Source organism: Microbacterium pumilum, assembly GCF_039530225.1.
Taxonomy (GTDB): domain Bacteria; phylum Actinomycetota; class Actinomycetes; order Actinomycetales; family Microbacteriaceae; genus Microbacterium; species Microbacterium pumilum.
Map to the genome: position 1 here is coordinate 1 of NZ_BAAAOH010000001.1, position 17,587 is coordinate 17,587.

The 17,587-nt window shown below is 66.9% G+C and carries 15 protein-coding genes and 1 pseudogene; 7 read left to right on the top strand and 9 right to left on the bottom strand.

Annotation, left to right across the window (positions count from 1 at the left end):
* Both ABD188_RS00005 and urtA read right to left on the bottom strand, forming a co-directional pair.
* Positions 1–122, bottom strand: a pseudogene (locus ABD188_RS00005) (SMC-Scp complex subunit ScpB); the annotation flags it as partial.
* A gap of 22 nt (positions 123–144) precedes the next feature.
* A complete protein-coding gene (urtA, locus tag ABD188_RS00010; RefSeq protein ID WP_344057295.1) occupies positions 145–1,452 on the bottom strand; it encodes an urea ABC transporter substrate-binding protein in 1,308 nt (435 codons plus the stop codon).
* Positions 1,453–1,917: 465 nt separating this feature from the next.
* Here urtA and ABD188_RS00015 point away from each other — a divergent pair, with 465 nt between their 5' ends.
* The 7 genes from ABD188_RS00015 to ABD188_RS00045 are packed head-to-tail and all read left to right on the top strand — an operon-like array spanning position 1,918 to position 7,631.
* Positions 1,918–2,220, top strand: a complete 303-nt coding sequence (locus ABD188_RS00015) for an urease subunit gamma (protein ID WP_344057297.1) — start codon at positions 1,918–1,920, stop codon at positions 2,218–2,220.
* 9 nt (positions 2,221–2,229) lie between these two features.
* Positions 2,230–2,580, top strand: a complete 351-nt coding sequence (gene ureB / locus ABD188_RS00020; RefSeq protein WP_344057299.1) for an urease subunit beta — start codon at positions 2,230–2,232, stop codon at positions 2,578–2,580.
* Positions 2,567–4,264, top strand: a complete 1,698-nt coding sequence (locus ABD188_RS00025; protein ID WP_344057301.1) for an urease subunit alpha — start codon at positions 2,567–2,569, stop codon at positions 4,262–4,264. The genes ureB and ABD188_RS00025 overlap by 14 nt, the downstream gene beginning before the upstream one ends.
* Before the next feature lie 9 nt (positions 4,265–4,273).
* Entirely contained in the window at positions 4,274–4,948 is a 675-nt protein-coding gene (locus ABD188_RS00030) for an urease accessory protein UreF (protein WP_344057303.1), read from the top strand.
* A complete protein-coding gene (ureG, locus tag ABD188_RS00035; RefSeq protein ID WP_344057305.1) occupies positions 4,941–5,753 on the top strand; it encodes an urease accessory protein UreG in 813 nt (270 codons plus the stop codon). The genes ABD188_RS00030 and ureG overlap by 8 nt, the downstream gene beginning before the upstream one ends.
* Positions 5,750–6,487, top strand: coding sequence for an urease accessory protein UreD (locus tag ABD188_RS00040; protein WP_344057307.1), 738 nt, complete (start codon positions 5,750–5,752; stop codon positions 6,485–6,487). The genes ureG and ABD188_RS00040 overlap by 4 nt, the downstream gene beginning before the upstream one ends.
* A complete protein-coding gene (locus ABD188_RS00045; protein ID WP_344057309.1) occupies positions 6,471–7,631 on the top strand; it encodes a HoxN/HupN/NixA family nickel/cobalt transporter in 1,161 nt (386 codons plus the stop codon). The genes ABD188_RS00040 and ABD188_RS00045 overlap by 17 nt, the downstream gene beginning before the upstream one ends.
* Before the next feature lie 59 nt (positions 7,632–7,690).
* Here the strand turns inward: ABD188_RS00045 and ABD188_RS00050 are convergent, their stop codons facing one another.
* The 7 genes from ABD188_RS00050 to ABD188_RS00080 form a co-directional block, all read right to left on the bottom strand.
* Entirely contained in the window at positions 7,691–8,683 is a 993-nt protein-coding gene (locus ABD188_RS00050; protein WP_344057311.1) for an aldo/keto reductase, read from the bottom strand.
* Positions 8,684–8,740: 57 nt separating this feature from the next.
* Entirely contained in the window at positions 8,741–11,017 is a 2,277-nt protein-coding gene (locus tag ABD188_RS00055) for a beta-galactosidase (protein WP_344057313.1), read from the bottom strand.
* Positions 11,018–11,056: 39 nt separating this feature from the next.
* Positions 11,057–11,977 (bottom strand): carbohydrate ABC transporter permease, encoded by a 921-nt coding sequence (locus ABD188_RS00060; RefSeq protein ID WP_344057315.1) that lies wholly within the window; start codon positions 11,975–11,977, stop codon positions 11,057–11,059.
* 3 nt (positions 11,978–11,980) lie between these two features.
* Complete coding sequence (locus tag ABD188_RS00065; RefSeq protein WP_344057317.1) at positions 11,981–12,412, bottom strand: carbohydrate ABC transporter permease; 432 nt, start codon at positions 12,410–12,412, stop codon at positions 11,981–11,983.
* Positions 12,391–12,978 (bottom strand): carbohydrate ABC transporter permease, encoded by a 588-nt coding sequence (locus ABD188_RS00070; protein ID WP_344057319.1) that lies wholly within the window; start codon positions 12,976–12,978, stop codon positions 12,391–12,393. The genes ABD188_RS00065 and ABD188_RS00070 overlap by 22 nt, the downstream gene beginning before the upstream one ends.
* Entirely contained in the window at positions 12,975–14,294 is a 1,320-nt protein-coding gene (locus tag ABD188_RS00075) for an extracellular solute-binding protein (protein ID WP_344057321.1), read from the bottom strand. Before ABD188_RS00075 ends, ABD188_RS00070 begins: the two co-directional genes overlap by 4 nt.
* 220 nt (positions 14,295–14,514) lie before the next feature.
* Entirely contained in the window at positions 14,515–17,463 is a 2,949-nt protein-coding gene (locus ABD188_RS00080; protein ID WP_344057323.1) for a DUF5107 domain-containing protein, read from the bottom strand.
* Positions 17,464–17,587 lie beyond the last annotated feature (124 nt).

Below are 17,587 nucleotides of genomic sequence, written 5' to 3' on the forward strand. Positions count from 1 at the left end.
CGCACGTACAGCCGCCAGCCGCCGCCCACCTCACGCAGCTCGAAACCGCGGCGAGGACCGCCGGTGAGCCCGTCGTAGTCTTCGACGAGCCCTTCGATCGCCTGACGCACGGCCGGCACGGGACCCCGCATCCAGACGGGCGGATCAGCCTGCGGCAGCTACCAGTGCGTCGCGGACGTCATCCGGGAACCAGTCGTACGCCTCGAGGAACGGGTCCGGCTCGATGGGCTCATCCGACGACCAGACGATGTCGAACTGGTTGTCGGCATTGATCCGGCCGATGTGGCCCTCCTTGGAGATGTGGTGGTTGTCGCCGTTCAGGGTCACGGTGCCCTCCGGTGCGTCGAAGCTGATTCCACCGGCCGCAGCTGCGGCATTCACGTCGTCGACCTCGAACGAGCCGGCCGCTTCGACCAGTTCCTTATAGAGGTAGAGGGAGATGTAGGCGGCCTCCATCGGGTCGGAGGTCACTCCGCTGCTGCCCGGGTAGGCCTGCCAGTTCTCGATGAATGTGGTGTTGGCCGGCGAATCGATCGACTGGAAGTAGTTCCACGATGCGTAGTTGCCCGTGACCTCGTGGCCCATTGACGGCGCCTCCTCCTCGGCGATGGACACCGAGATGATCGGCGTCGTCTCCGGCGTGAGCCCGGCGTCGTAGTAGGCCTTGATGAACCCCACGTTGGACGAGCCGTTGATCGTGTTGAAGATGAAGTCCGGATCCGCCTCGGCGATCTTCGCCACCTGAGTGGTCCAGTCGTCCTTGTCGAGGGGCACGTACTCCTCGCCGACGATCTCGATGCCGAGTTCGGCCGCGTAAAGCTTGATGATCGCGTTCGCAGTCCGAGGGAAGACGTAGTCCGAACCCGCCAGGAACAGCGTCTTCACCCCCTGCGATGCAAGGTAGTCCATCGCCGGCAGGATCTGCTGGTTGGTGGTCGCGCCGGTGTAGTAGATGTTCGGCGACGCCTCGAGCCCCTCGTACTGGACGGGGTAGAAGAACAGACCGTTGTTCTCCTCGACGACCGGCTTGACGGCCTTGCGCGATGAGGAGGTCCAGCCGCCGAAGATCGCGGCCACGCAGTCCTGGGTGAGCAGCTTCTCGGTCTTCTCGGCGAAGGTCGGCCAGTCGGTGGCCCCGTCTTCCTGGACGTACTCGATCTGCTTGCCCAGGATGCCGCCGTCGGCGTTGATCTCGTCCGCGGCCATGTGCAGCACGTTCGAGACGGTCTTCTCCGAGATCGCCATGCCGCCGGTGAGTGAGTTGAGGAAGCCGAGCTTCACCGTGTCGCCGGATGTGTCGATGCAGCTTTCGGATGCCGCACCGCCCGATTCAGACGGCGCTGCTGCGTCGCCGGCGCGGGCGCCGCAGCCCGCGAGCACGAGGGCCGCGACCGCCGCGATGGCGGGAACGGCCAGCAGGCTGCGCGCCCGCCGAGTCCGTGTCGTTGTCATGTGGATCTCCGTTTCTGTGTGGTGCAGGGTGGTGCGTTCGGGATGATTGCTGCAATCTGCGGGCACGCCGAATGACCCCGTCGCGCCGTCGCTGTTCGCGGGAACGCCTGGTGAAGGCGTGCCGAAGATGCGGCGGAGACGGGCTGATCGGTGAATCAGAGCGTGGTGCAGGGGTGGGACCGGTGGTGCGTGCTTCTCGATGCCTGATGGTGCCGGGCCTCGCGTGCCGGTTTGGATCGGCGGAAAGTTGATCGCCGACTGCTGCGGTAGTTGCCAGCATGGGACCGTGACATTGCTCTGACATTTCTCGATTGTTCCGATTTTGTTAACCATGAACCGCGGTTTCGGGCTGAGGGCCCGTAATTCCGCGGAACCGCTGGCGAAAGAGGTGGTCCGGGCATCCGGCACCCTCCGACAAACTGCTGCCCTATGGCACACTTCTGACATCACCAGCCGGAGGCCCGAATGCACTTCACTCCCGCCGAAACCGAAAAGCTTCTGCTGTCGGTCGCTGCGATGGTCGCGCGCGACCGGCTCGAGCGGGGCATCCTCCTCAACCACCCCGAGACGGTCGCTCTGCTGTCGTGCTGGGTGATCGAACGGGCCAGGGAAGGACGCGGCGTGGCTGAGCTGATGCAGGAGGGCCGCGCCGTCCTCAGGCGTGATCAGGTCATGCCCGGCGTTCCGGAGATGCTGGCCGACGTGCAGGTCGAGGCGACCTTTCCCGACGGCCGAAAGCTCGTCACCGTCCACCACCCGATCGACTGAGGAGTCGCCGTGGCATCCGCTTCCTCCGATGGCCCTGGCGCCTTCCGAATCCAACCGGGGCGCATCGAGCTCAACGCCGATCGCACCGAGGCCGAGCGCATCAAGCTCGTGCTCGTGAACACCGGCGACCGCCCCATCCAGATCGGCTCCCACATCCATCTGCCCGATGTGAACCAGGCGCTGGAGTTCGACCGCGCCCTAGCCCACGGGTTCCGCCTCGACATCCCCTCCGGCACGTCGCAGCGATTCGAGCCGGGGGCATCGCGCGAGCTCGCCGCGGTGGCACTCCGCGGCGCCCGAAGGGTTCCCGGCATCCAGATCAAGGCCGACGGAGAGGAGGTGCTCGATGGTGTGGCTTGACCGGTCGAGGTATGCGGCGATCTACGGCCCGACCGTGGGAGATGAGGTGCGCCTCGGCGACACCGACCTGTGGATCCAGATCGAGCGCGACCTCACCGTCGGCGGCGAGGAGGCCGTCTTCGGCGGCGGCAAGTCCATCCGCGAATCCATGGCACAGGCGACGACGACGCGAGCGGACGGCGCCCTCGACACCGTGATCACGAACGCGATCATCCTGGACTGGTGGGGAATCGTCCGCGCCGATATCGGCATCCGGGACGGTCGCATCGTGGGGATCGGGCACGCGGGAAATCCCGACATCAGCGACGGCATCGACATGATCATCGGGCCGTCCACGGATGTCATCTCGGGTGAGGGGCGCATCGTCACCGCGGGCGCCATCGACTCGCATGTCCACCTGCTGTCGCCGTCGCAGATCCACGAGGCTCTCGCCACCGGGATCACGACGATCGTGGGCGGCGGTACCGGACCATCGGAAGGATCCAAGGCGACGACGGTCACGCCCGGTGCATGGCACCTGTCGGCGATGCATCGTGCGCTCGATCCCCTGCCCGTGAACATCCTGCTGCTCGGCAAGGGCAACACCGTGTCGATGGCCGCGCTGAAGGAGCAGGCGCTCGCGGGCGCCGCCGGCTACAAGGTGCACGAGGACTGGGGCTCGTCTCCCGCCGCGATAGACGCGTCACTGCGCGCGGCCGAGGAGTGGGGACTGCAGGTCGCACTGCACTCGGACTCGCTGAACGAGTCGGGATTCGTCGAATCCACGATCGCGGCAATAGGCGGCCGATCGATCCACGCGTTCCACGTCGAGGGGGCCGGGGGCGGTCATGCCCCCGACATCCTCTCGATCGCGGGCCTGCCCAACGTGATCCCCGGTTCCACGAACCCGACGCTCCCGCACACCGTCAACACGGTCGCCGAGCACCTCGACATGCTGATGGTCTGCCATCACCTGAACCCCGCGGTACCGGAGGACCTCGCGTTCGCCGAGTCCCGTATCCGGGCCACCACCATCGCCGCGGAAGACATCCTCCACGACATCGGAGCACTGTCGGTGACCTCGTCCGACGCGCAGGCGATGGGTCGGATCGGCGAAGTCGTGACGCGCACCTGGCAGGTCGCGCATGTCATGAAGCACCGTCGCGGCGCGCTTTCGGGTGGGATGCCGGCAGACAACGAGCGGGCGAGACGCTACGTGGCGAAATACACGATCAACCCCGCGATCGCCCACGGGATCGCCTACGACGTGGGCTCGATCGAGGTCGGCCGGCTCGCCGACCTCGCGGTGTGGGACCCGAAGTTCTTCGGCGTCCGGCCTGCCGTCGTCATCAAAGGCGGTGCGATCGCGTGGGCCGCGCTCGGCGATCCGAACGCCTCGATCCCGACGCCGCAGCCGGTGATGATGCGACCGTCTTTCGGCGACACGATCGGGGCAGACCTGTCCGTGACGTACGTCTCGCCTGCGGCGCTCGAGGCCGGTCTCGCCGAGACCCTCGGTCTGCGCCGGAGGCTCGCCGCGGTAGAGCCCACACGTCACATCGGCAAGGCCGAGATGAAGAACAACGACGTCCTGCCGTCGATCCGCATCCGTCCCGACACGTTCGAGATCTCGATCGACGGTGAAGACGTCGAGCCCGCGCCTGCGGCATCCCTCCCCCTCGCCCAGCTCTACAACCTGTTCTGAGAGCGATGCATGGACTCTGCCGCCCACACCGTCGCCCTGCTGCTCGCCGACGCACGACTTCCTTCCGGCGGGCATGCGTTCTCGGCGGGCGTCGAGCCGGCGCTCCAAGGCGGACTCGCGCGCCCCGATGCCGGTGCGTTCCTGCGGGCTCGAGCGCGGACGACCACCCTCGTCGACGCGGCAACGGCGGTCGTGGCGCGGCGGGCCGGCTTGATGGGTACGTCCTACGCGCCGGTCGAACGGGCCTGGGCGGCGCGCACTCCCAGTCGTGCGGCTCGTACCGCCTCGATGGATCTCGGGCGCGGGCTGCTTCGACTGGCTCAGCGCCTGTGGCCGCAGTCCCCGTCGATCGCGGCTCTGACCGCCGACGGAGCCGCATCGCCGCCCCGCCCGATCGTCCTCGGCGCGGTCGCGGCCCACACCGGACTCGACGCCCAGGCTCTCGTGCGCGTCGCGGTCTACGACGACATGGCCGGTGGCGTCGCGGCGCTGCTCAAGCTCGAACCCGGAGACCCCGTGGACGGAGTGCGGCTTGTGCTCGATGCGTGCGCCGCGGTCGATCCGCTTGTCTCACAGCTCGCGGCACTCGACTCTCCGGAGTCGATCCCCGCCGCGAGCGCCCCCCAAGCCGAGGCCTGGACCGAAGCCCACGCCATCACGAACAGGAGACTCTTCCGTGCCTGACCATCTGCCTTCTCCCCGCGCTCTGCGTCTCGGCGTCGCCGGCCCCGTCGGCACCGGCAAATCGTCGCTGATCGCGACCGTCTGCCGGGCGCTCGCCACCGAACTGCGACTGGGCGTCATCACGAATGACATCTACACCGACGAGGATGCGCGGTTCCTGCGCTCCGCAGGCGTGCTGGAGCCAGAGCGCATCCGTGCCGTTGAGACGGGCGCGTGTCCGCACACCGCGATTCGCGACGACATCACCACCAACCTGCTCGCCGCGGAAGACCTCGAGCGGGATTTCGCGCCCCTGGATGTGGTGCTCATCGAGTCGGGCGGCGACAACCTGACGGCCACATTCTCGCCTGCTCTGGTCGATGCGCAGATCTTCGTGCTGGATGTCGCCGGCGGCGGCGATGTCGCTCGCAAGGGCGGTCCCGGCATCGGTCGCGCCGACCTCCTGGTCGTGAACAAGACGGACCTCGCACCCTATGTCGACGTCGACGTGGCGCGGATGGTCGCGGATGCCGAAGCCGCGCGAGACGGCCGCGCCGTACTGGCACTGTCTCGGCACGACGCCGCGTCGGTCGCAGCGCTGCGCGCATGGGTGCTCACGATCCTCGCCGGCCATCGGGCGGGCACCCACATCGCGCAGGACCCCGGCCCGATGGCGCCGCACTTCCACGCGGATGACGAGCACCCCGAGGGCGGGTTCATCCATTCGCATGTCGAGAACGACTCGCACGGCTCGGATGCCGAGCACGGCCATGACCACGACCACTCTCGCGCGCATGCCGGTGCAGGAATGAACGCGGACGAGTGACAACCACACGCATCGCGATCACCGCGGGCGCGCCGCGCGCGCATGTGGAACTGGCGGTCGGCGCGCTCGCGCCGCGCCTGATCTCACGCGATGCCCTGCGCGCGCATGTCGCGGTCGCCGCGGCCGGCATGGTCCTGCTCGGCGGCGACCACGTGCACGTCGGGATCGACGTCGGTCGGGGGTGCACTCTCGAGATCGAGGATGTCGGGGGCACGGTCGCATACCCGGGGGCGCGCTCGTCGTGGGTGCTGGACGTCCGGATCGGAGCCGGCGGATCACTCCTGTGGCACGGCCTGCCGTTCGTGGTCACCGACGGGGCCGACGTCGAACGCCGCAGCGCGATCACCTTGGACTCCGGCGCGCGAGCGGTCATCCGCGAGACGCTCGTTCTCGGCAGGCACGGTGAGCGCGGTGGCCGATTGGTCTCGGCGCTCGCGGTCGTCGACGGAGGCGGACCGATCCTGCTCGAGCGGCTGGATGCGAACGGCGACGCCCCCGAGCCCGGTGTTCTGGGGAGCAATCGGGTGCTGGATGCGGTGATCGCGGTCGGATTCCGCCCGCCCACTCGTCCGGAAGACCTCGAGTTCGATCGCCCCGGATCGATGGCACGCCACCTCTCCGACCACACGCACGGTTCCCCTCTCGATCCGGTGTGGGACACATGGGTTGCACACGCGGAGGCACGCCTTCATGCGAGCGAGACGGAGAGGGATCGCGTTGACCTCACTGTCTGACGAGCGCACCCCGACACGCATCCGGCGTGGCACGATCGGTGTCATCGCGCTGATCGCGCTTCTGCACGTGCTGGGATGGGGAATCCTCGTGCTCCTCGTGATCCCGGCCGGCGTCCCTCTCGGCGGCGGTGGCGGCACGCCTGTGACGCTGGGCGTCGGGCTCACTGCCTACGCCTTGGGTGTGCGCCACGCGTTCGACGCCGACCACATCGCCGCGATCGACAACACCGCCCGACGCCTCGCCGAACGCGGCAAGCCCGCGAGCACCGTCGGGTTCTGGTTCTCACTCGGCCATTCGACGATCGTCGTCGTGCTCTGCATCCTGCTGACGCTGGGGATCACGGCGATCAGCTCATCCCTCGCCGACGACTCATCCGCCCTTCGCACCTGGACCGGGATCATCGGCCCCACCGTCTCGGGCGTGTTCCTGCTCGTCATCGCCGCGATCAACATCGCCGCACTGCGCCGCCGCCAGGGGCACGCCGGCGGTCCGGTGCTCAGGATGCTCGGGCCCCTCGAGAAGGCGGTGGATCGTCCGTCCCGGATGTACTTCGTGGGGCTGCTGTTCGGCCTCGGGTTCGACACCGCCACCGAGATCGGGCTGCTCGCACTTGCAGGTGCTGCCACGCTCGGGGCTGTGCCCTGGTGGGCGGCGCTCACCCTGCCCATCCTCTTCGCCGCGGGGATGAGCGCTTTCGACACGACCCAGGGCGCGGTGATGCGTCGCGCCTACACGTGGAACCCCGGTCGTCGCCGCCTCGGTGAGGTGTACGCGATCGCGATGACGGGTCTCTCCGTCGTCGCCGCAGTGCTGATCGCGATCGTCCAGCTCTCGGACGTGCTCGTCGTGAATGTCGGTGTGGGCGGCCCGCTGCCCTGGCTCGCATCTGTCGGGATCGACGACCTCGGTTTCGTGCTCACGGGCCTGCTGCTGGTCATGTGGGCAGCCGTGCTGTTCGTCACGAACCGCCCGCAGTACTCTGCGGGCGGTTCGGAGTCTCAGTCGATTCGGGCGATGAGGTGGCCTGTGCGGAATCCCCCCTTGGATCCGCACAGGCCCTCGAGGCACGCTGAGTATGGAGCCCCCCAGCCCTCGACGCCCTCGATGGGTCTCAGTCCACCGCATCGTCGTGAGCGTCGATAGGGGCGAAAGTCCCGCCGCGGCGCGCACCGACGGAGACTTCGCATCGATCGCGGGAAAGGTCAGGCCCTGTGGCTGTGGTCGTCGATCACGGCCAGCTCCGCGGCAGTGATCTCCAGCGATTCGAGCGCCGCGAGGTTCTGGTCGAGCTGAGCCGTACTGGAGGCGCCGACGAGGGCACTGGTGACCTCGGGACGCCGGAGCACCCACGCCAACGCGAGCTGCGAGAGTGTCTGCCCGCGTGCCTGGGCGAGGTCGGTGAGCGCTCGAGCGTTCGCGAGGTACACCTCGCTGATGTCCGAGGTGGTCATCCAGCGTCCCTCAGCCGCACGGGAGTCGGCAGGAACCCCCTGCAGGTACCGATCGGTCAGCAGCCCTCCCGCGAGCGGTGAGAACACGATGCATCCGACGCCGAACTCGGCGATGGTGTCGAGCAGTCGATGCTCCGGCTTGCGATCGAAGATGTTGTAGCGCGGCTGGTGGATCGTCAGCGGGATGTTCTCCGCCCGAAGCGCCGCGACTGCCGCGCGCATCTGGTCGGCGTCGTAGTTCGACACGCCGACGTACAGTGCCTTGCCCTGGCGCACCGCCGTCGCCAGAGCCCCCATCGTCTCCTCGATAGGCGTCTCAGGGTCGGGTCGATGCGAGTAGAACACATCGACGTAATCCAATCCCGTCCGCTGCAGAGATTGGTCCAGCGAGGCGAGCATCGACTTGCGGGATCCCCAGTCACCGTAGGGGCCGTCCCACATCTGATAGCCGGCCTTGGTCGAGACGATGATCTCGTCGCGATAGGCCTTCAGGTCACTCCCGATGATCTGACCGAACGCGGTCTCGGCAGCCCCGGGCGGCGGCCCGTAGTTGTTCGCGAGATCGAAGTGGGTGATTCCGCGGTCGAAGGCGTGGGTGACGAGGGCGCGCTGAGTCTCCCAGCCGCGCGTCGTTCCGAAGTTGTTCCAAAGGCCGAGCGAGATACGCGGGAGCAGGAGGCCACTTCGACCTGATCGAACGTAGGTCATCGAGGCGTAACGGTCGGGCGCGGCTGTATGTGGCATCGGTTTCCTCGCGGCAGGGCCGCCGTGGTGGATGGGCGGGGAACGGGGTGCACGTGACTATCGAGCGGACGGTGTCCATCGGGTGGAGACCGCTCGCTCGATGCCGCGGACGGCACACAGGCGACCCTCCGCCTGGACTCGCGCCCGAGCCGCTTCGTCCAGGTCGATCCGGCTCTCGGTCGTGATCGGAACGACGTGGAGGGTGAGCTCCACGTCCGGGGGCAACGCGGTGATGTCGATCCGCCACGTCAGCCCGTCCCAGAATCGATCGCGGATGACGACGCCGTCGGCGCGAAGCTGCGCGACATCCCCCTCCCAGTCGATGGCAAGTTCGACCTGGTCGCCGTCGGAGGCAGTCGTGCGCTCAGGCACGACGACCCGCCATACCGCTGCGACCTCGTCGATCTGGGCATCGGTCGGCGCCGAAGACCGTCCCATGAACTCGCCGTAGCGGGCGGGCGGGGTTCCGCCGTTGCGCTCCACCTGCACCTGCACCGCGGTCGAGCCGGGATCGGAGGATGTCTGCAGGTCGAGTGGCTCGAAACCCGACCCGGTCCAGCGGGTCGCGGTCGGATTGTCGACAGCACGCACCACCAGTCCTTCGGGCTCTCGCCACACCGCGTCGACGGAATCGATGAGCTCGTCACCCAGATACCACAGGCGGTCGGCCTGTCTCTCGTCGACGATGAGTACCCGCAGCGCACCGCCCGCCACCAGCGACGTGCCGGGATCGACCTCCACCGGCTCGTCGGCCGACACGGTCTCACCGGCGATCTGAACGCTCGTGCCTGCGGCGAATCGGATGCGGGCCGCAACGCCGTCGTGAGCCCGCAGCACCAGGGTGGGGATCTCGTGCTCGACGAGGCCGGCGACGGATGCCGTCGCCCAGTCGATCCGCACGCCGGCGACGTCGAGGTGAAGCGGCCAGCGCGCCACGAGCCCGCTCGGGATGTCGATCGGCCGATCCGGCACGATCACGTCGTCGCCGCCCAGGCTGATCCGGAACTGCACGTCGGAGGATCCTGCGAGCGGCTCGTGAGGCTCATGGGTGTTGATGAAGAGGAACCCGCTTTCAGCGTCGCTGCGCACGGCCCATCGCAGTGACATCAGGTCGTGAACATCCACGGGTGCATCGTCGGGCAGGGTGCTGTACATCTGCATGAGGCGACTGCCGAAAGAGGCGAGGAAGGCATTGTGGTCGCGAAGCTGGCCCAGACTCGGGGCGGGATGACCGGTCGCACCGAAAACGGCCTGGAAGTCGTAGTCGAACCGTGGGAGGTCGTTCGGATAGCCGGTCGAGTGGGACTCCTGCAGGTGATCGGCAGGGTTGGTCCCTCCGACGTACATGTAGAAGCCCTGCCACGCCGAGCCGTTTCCGATCTTGACGTTCGCCAGCGCTGCGATGTCGCGGCCGCGGGCTATGGGACGACGGTGATAGGCCGTCGCCATCCCGCCGCCGAGTTCACACGTCGCGGGCGGGAACTCAGGGTCCACGTCTCGCACCACGATCTCGACGCCTTCTTCGCGGAAGTCGCCTCCCACGCCCGGATCGTCCCAGTTGTGCGTGAATCGGAAGTGGTCACGGAAGCTGTCATCCCACGTCGAGCCCTGACCCGCCCAGAACCCATCTGCATAGCCGCTGTAAAGCGGGAACACGTCGTGAGGGGGAAGCTCAGCCCCACCCCACCCTGTCGCCGTCCACAGCGGGGCGAAGAGGCCGGCTTCCCGCGCGAGCGCCTTGAGGGTGGCGATGTGCTCGGGCTGGTCGTAGAGCTCGTTCTCGATCTGGATGCCGATGACCCGGCCGTCGGGTCCGCAGAACCGAGCGATCTGTGCTGCCACCTGCTCGTACCAGCCTCGTGCGAGCTCCAGGTACGCGGGGTCGTTCGTTCGAGCATGCGGCGCAGCCTCGACGACCCAATCCGGATGACCTCCGTTTCGCACCTCGCCGTGGCACCACGGCCCGATGCGCACGATGACATCCACTCCGACCCGCTCCGCGGTCTCGAGGAAGGCGGCGATGTCGAGGTCGCCCTCGAAGCTGACCTCTCCCCTGACGGGCTCGTGGTGGATCCAGAACACATAGGTCGATACGGATGTCAGCCCCGACGCGACCATCAGGCGGAGAGTCTCTTCCCATCGAACCCGCGGAATGCGGCTGAAGTGAAGCTCTCCGGTGACGGGTAGAGCAGGCTGCCCATCGATCTCGATCCATCTGCTGGTCAATCGCACTCGCGAGTGCGAATCGGTCTGATTGCTCATCGCGGGGTCGAACTGCGGCGGTCGAGAATCGCGCGGCTGAATCGCACGCAGGCCTGAGGTGGTCGTGGCCATGATTGGTGGTCCCTTGTCCGTGGCGGTCGGCGGTATCGATCAGCCCTTGACTGCCGAACCTAGGCCCGAACCCATGAAGTACTTCTGAGTGAAGAGGAAGATGACGACGACGGGAAGGAGGTACAGCACAGCGCCCGCCGCCTGAACGGTCACGATCCCCTCTCCTCGAGGGTCCAGATAGCCGGCCGCCGTTGCCACGGCAAGCGTGGTGTTGTTCAGGTTGAGCAGCAGCGCCGGGGCCAGGTAGTCGCCCCAGGTCCACGTGAACGACAGCAGCAGCGACGTCAGGAGTGCAGGACGCGCGAGCGGAAGGAACACGAACACGTAGCTGCGGAACCATCCGGCGCCGTCGATGATCGCGGCATCCTCGAGTTCGATCGGGATGGCGCTGAAGAACTGGCGGAAGAGGAAGATCAGGTAGGGGGTGCCGGCGATCCCCCAGAGCACCCACGGCCAGTAGGTGTTCACCAGGCCGATCCGTGAGAAGAGGATGTACGTCGGAATCAGGGTCGCGATCGACGGGATCAGCATCGTCGCGAGGATGATGGTGAAGAGCAGATTCTTACCCGGCGCGCGCAGCCGTGCGAACGCGAAGCCCACTGTGGCGCTGCTCAGCGTGGTGAGCACAGCGGTGAGGGTCGACAGGAAGATCGTGTTCCAGGTGTAAGCGCCGAAGTCGATGAGGGTGACGGCCTTGTAGAAGTTGTCCCACTGGGGAGAGCTCAGGTTGAGGAGAGCCAGCGCCCCCTCGGCGAACTGCTTCTGACTGGCAAGCGAGGTCAGCAGGATCCAGATGAACGGGATGCCGAACAGGGCGATCGCGATGAACACGCCGATGTACACCCAAAAGGACGCCTTCTGGCCCTCCTGGTGGGTTCGGACCTTCTTGCGTCGCTGGTTGCGCACCGCGGCGGGCGCCTCGAGAGCAGCGACGGGATTGAGGATGTCTTGTTGGCTCATGGTTCAGCGCTCGTTCGGGTTCTCGGAGTCGACGTTGTAATACACGAGACGCTTGCTCGCCTTCTGGATGATCAGCGTGAGCGCGAGGATGAGGATGAAGAACACCCACAGCATCGCGGAACCGAAGCCGAAGCGATGGTTCGTGAAGAACTCGTTGTAGACGTGCACCATGTAGAGCGTCGAGCTCTGCGGAACGAGCGCCGACTGGGCCATCTTGTTCGTCTCGACGAGCAGCAGCGGCTGCACGAGCACTTGCAGAGCGCCGATGATTCCGGTGATCACCAGGAAGTACAGCACTGGCGAGATCATCGGGATCGTCACGTTCCAGATGACGCGCCAGGTGCCGGCGCCATCGATGCGTGCTGCTTCTTCGAGCTCTGCCGGGACGTCCTGCAGGGCAGCGAGGCAGATGATCATGCCTGCGCCCAGGCCCACAGCGACATGATGATCAGCGCGTAGAACGAGAGCGGATCGGCGAGCCACGCCTGCTTCTCGCCACCGAAGAGCACGATCATGCCGTTGATGAACCCGGCGTCGCGGTTGAACATCAGGCGCCACATGATGGCGGTGGCCACGATCGGGACGACGGACGGCACGAAGAAGATCGCTCGGATCGCGCCACGGGCTCGGATGCGACGGTTGACCAGCACCGCGAGATAAAGCCCTCCCGCGACACTGAGCGGAACCACGATGGCTGCGTAGACGAACGTGCGCAGCAGACTCTGCCAGACCGCCGGGCTCGAGGTGAACAGCTCGACGTAGTTGCGGAAACCGACCCACCGCCAGAGGGGTGAGGCGCCGTCGTAGTTCGTGAAGCTGACCCCGAGGGCGTAGAGGATCGGCGCGAGCGTCAGGAAGATGAAGCCCAGGATCCACGGCGACGCGAACAGGTAGAACGTGCGTGCCCGGTAGCGGCGCCAGCCGCGGCCGCGGGTCGAGGTACCCGCGACCGCGGCCGCCGCTGACGACGACGACACTGTGGTCATCGTTTCAGTAGTCATCCCAGCTGGTCCTTGCCCTGCGCAAGCAGCACGTTGACCTCGGTCTGGACGGCATCGGCGATCTGCTCGGCCGTCTTCGTGCCCTGGATACCCGCCTGAATCTCGCGATCGAGGATGCCGTTCCACTGGGTGGCCGTGATGTACGGCGAATCCTGCAGGGGAACGATGTACTGGACTTCTTCTTTCGCCAGCTCGATCGCCTGCTGCTGGTAGGGCTCCTCCGCGGGGATGTTCTCCCACAGCGACTCGAGGGACGGCAGACCCCAACCGCTGGAGGCGCGATCGATCGCGGGCTGTCCAGCCATGAAGTACTCCATGACCTTCCACGCCTGGTCCTTCGCGTTGGAACCCTCTGGGATCCAGGCGCCCACTCCGCCGAGCACAGGGCTGATTCGCTCGCCGAATGTCGGCGCGGGCGCCAGCGACGAGGTCGCCGCGACGGTGGCGCCGTCTTCCGATGCCAGGTTGCCCCCGAACCAGAAGCCGTCCTTGGTCACGGCCATCTTCTCAGCCAGGTACGACGGTGCGTCCTGGTTGTCGGCGAGCGGGTTCAGCGAAGTCGGTCCGACCTCGGCCTTGCCGTAGTCGATGAACCACTGGATGGCGCGAAGCGCCTCCGGGGTGTCGAGGTCGATCTCGGTCAGGTCCTCCGAGAAGACCTCAGCGCCCTGCTGCTGGACCATGGCGGTCAGGATGCCGGCGATCCCCCACTGCCATTCGATCCCCAGCGGGAACTCGACGCCGCTCGGCTTGAGCGCCTCGGCCGTCGCGAGGACGTCGTCCCAGTCGGCCGGCTCGGTCGTGCTCAGCGGCTCGACGCCGGCAGCCTCGAAGAGTGCCTCGTTCTGCCAGAGCGTGTTGTCGGGACTGAAGTCCTTGACGATGCCGTAGCGATCGCCGTCGCCCTGCTTCGTGCCATCCCAGCGCCACAGGTCGTTCACGGGCAGGAGGTCGCCCTCCTTGATGACGTCGCTCGACGCGATGTAGTCATCGAGCGGAGCGGCGAGTCCTCGGGCGAACAGGTTCGCGCTCGGGCTTCCGCGCACGAAGTCCGGCGGGTCGCCGGCCGTGAGCATCGCGTTCAGGCGGTTCTCGTCGTACTCGAGGAACTCGATCTTGATATCGGGGTTCTCATCCTCGAACTGAGCGATGTACTCGGGGGTGAACTCGTTGGTCGCGTACATGACCGTGACGGTCGTGACTCCGTCGGCGCTTGCACCGCCTGCGCCACTGCCTGCCGTGCATCCGGCCAGGACCACGGCCGTAGTGAGTGCGAATGCGCTCGCTGCGAGGCGAATGCGTGGATGCTTGGACATCTATGTCCTCTTTCTGCTTGGTGTGTCGGATTGCATTTCGGATTCGTTCATGTCAGTGCCTACGAACTCGTGGGCCAAGCAGGACGAGGTGAGTGCGCATTGTCGATGCTGCTGCGCGTTCCCGTTCCGCCATGGACACAACCCGACGATACGTCGCGGCAACCACCGACAGGCATAACGATCCTGCGCCAGCGTATGGACGAAACGATGTTGGCATGGTCTATTCCCGCGAGAAGAGCAACAGGTCGGGAAGGCTGGTCGCGAAGTAGTCGACCTCACCGTCCGCCCGCCGAGCGGCAGGCGCCGCGTACAGCGGTCGACCCTCGCCGAGGCTCAGTGGCGGATCGACGATCGGCAGCCCCAGGGCAGCGCGCGCGTGGTCCCAGGCGCCGAGCACGCGCCCCTCGCCGCCCTCCCACGGTTGGAAGCTCCGCTCTTCGAGGAGCGCGAGTGCATCCTCCGGTTGTCCGGTTCGCACCAGCAGTTCTGCATACTCGACCACGAGGTCGTCTCGCGCAACCACCACGTCGTACCGCAGGGTGAGTCGTTCGAGGCGCTCCTCATCGGTCTCGCCGAGGCGTGCGGCCAGCTGGTCGCGTTCGAAGAGCAGGCGCGCATCGTCCGGGTCGAGTTCGATCGCCCTGTCGTAGTGCTCGACGGCACGGGCGTCGTCATGGGCGATGTTGTAGCTCGCGAGTCCGGCGTTGCGATGCAGGAGGGGCTCCTCGCTCCCCGCACGAATCGCGTCCTCCCAAAGTTCCAGGGCATCTTCGCGTCGACCGACATCGAACAGCAGCATCCCGAGGAGCGACGCCGCGACGGGGTCCCCCTCCTCACGCACGGCTGCCAGCAGTGCGTCGTGGTCGTCGAGCCCGGCGGGGAAGCACCATCGGCGATCGGAGGAGCGTGCCGCTGCGCGCTCGGCCGCGGCATCCGCTGTTCTGCCGAGTCTTCCGAGGATCACCGCGCGGTGATAGTGCGCCAGCGGCCCGACGTTGCCCGACCCGTTCGCGCCCATCCGCGAGACGGCGGCGAGAACCTCGAGGGCGGCGTCGTCCTCGCCCGACTGGCCAAGCTCGAGCGCGACGTCCAGTGCAAGATGACCGTCGGTCGGCAGCTGTCCCGAGTCGAGATAGGCGAGTGTCGGGTTGAGGGGTTCCTGCGTCCGCAGTCGCTCCAATATCGCGTGGGCCTCGGCGTGCCGGCCGAGCCGGCGAAGGACGACGACCTGCAACGGGCCGCGGCGTCGGTCGTCGGATGCGACCGCGTCGAGCTCGTCCAGGTCGTGAAGCGCCGCCTCGAATCGGCCGCTGCGAGCGGACTGACGTGCCATCTCGAGGCCGGCCGGTGTCACGAAGGCCGCATCCCAGGACGCCTTGGCGAATGCGGTGCGCGCCGCGCGATCATTTCCGCGGCGGGACTCGATCAGCCCGAGGAGATAAAGCGTCTCGGTGTGCCTCGGATTTCCATTGCGCCCCGTGATCCGAGCGAGCGCACGCTCGGCGTGTTCGAAGGCGACCTCATAGTCGGCGGCGCGGAATGCCAGCTCGGCGAGAGCGGTCAGAACCCGCGAATCCCACGGATCGCGACGGATCGCCTCGGTCCAGTACGGCAGCGGCGAGCGGCTCGGGTGACGGTACTGCACGAGATGCAGGCCGATGTAGAAGAGCTCGTCCACGCTGCCGACCTCGGCGGGCGCCGGCGGGGCGGTTGCCGTCCAGGGCTCCGCTGCTCCCTCGAACTCGACGGGGGCGGTCCACTCGACCAGGACGGTGGCGTCCGAACTCTCGAGTGCGATCGTCATGCCCGCCGCATACGGAACGTGGACAGTCACCTTCCACGGCGCACCGGGTACCAGGTCCGCAGAGTCCGCGAAGACCTCGTCACCTGCCGGGCTCAGAACCCGGAGGCGGGCGCCGGACTGCGGCGACGTGACCGCGAGTGCGGCGGAGAACACCGAATCGTGCTCGACGTGGATGGCGGCATCGGGTGTCGCCTCATGAGCGACTCCGATCGCGGGGATCGGATACCAGTACTGACTGAAGCGCTTGGACTCCCCCGGGGCGATCCACGAGAAGTCCGGCTGGTTGTCGGTGTAGACGCCCGCCATCAATTCGACGTACGGCCCGTCTGCGTCGGTGAGCAGTCGGTCCCATGCCTGGCCGAACGGTGCGTTGCCCCAGGTCCACTGCTTCTTGCCCGGCGCGACGCGACGATCAGCCCAATGGACGAACCCGGCGCCGACCGCGTGGTCGAACCCGCCGAAGAACTCGTGATCCGTGTCGACGACCATGTACGACGTCGGCACCGGGATGTTGCGGAAGTAGTCGATCCGATCCGCCCCGGGGGTCTCAGCCGCGCGCTCCTGGTAGTCCACGCCGTAATAGGGACGGTCTGCCTGCGGGAAGGCGGTGATCGCGCGCCGGGCGTGATCTGCGACGAATCGCACGTCCTCGGGGAAGAACGACTGGTAGTCATCGTGAACACGGACGGCGACGTTCGCCCACCACAGGAACGTCTGAGGCAGGCTGGTGCGGTTGTGGAGCCTGACATCGAGTCGAATGGTCGATGTGTCGGGCTCCAGGTGGATGCCGTGGGTGCCGCGCATCCGCGCGAAGGGGTCGTGATCGCTGCACCACACCGTGACGCTGCCGTCGTCGTGGTTCTCGACCGTCGACTCCACGGGGAGGAACGTGGCGGGTCTGTGGTGCTGTGGCCAGTTGAATTCCACACCACCGCTCATCCACGCTCCGGCGAGCCCGACGAGGGCAGGCTTGATGACGTTGTTGCGGTAGAAGAAGTCGTAGTCGGTCGTCTTGTCGTAGGCGACGTGAATGCGTCCGCCCAGCTCGGGAAGGATCATGACGCGGATGTACTGGTTCTCGACGTGGATCGCGCTCCACCGCCGCATCGTCGGCGCGGAGTCGATGCGCTCGGTGAACGGCAGCGGGTAGACACGGCCGCTCGATCCCTGGTACACGCGGTGATCGAGGTACATCGGGAAGGTCGACGGCTCGTGCGGCTCGTAGGTGGGGATCTCGACCGCCTCGTACCAGGCGATCGCCTGGCCCGCATCGAGGCGTCGCTTCAGGTCGCCGGGAGCTTCGGGAAGGGTGAAGGGCTGGCCGGTCGCCTGCACGTCTGGACCAGTGGTGGCTTCGATCGTCATCGGTTCCTCAAATTGACACAACTTCGCCAGCGCGATGCGCGACGGCGAGCACATATCAGCGACGGTACGTCGGCCGCCCACGTGTGGAGTAGGACGATCGGCGCACAACAGATAGACGAAACGC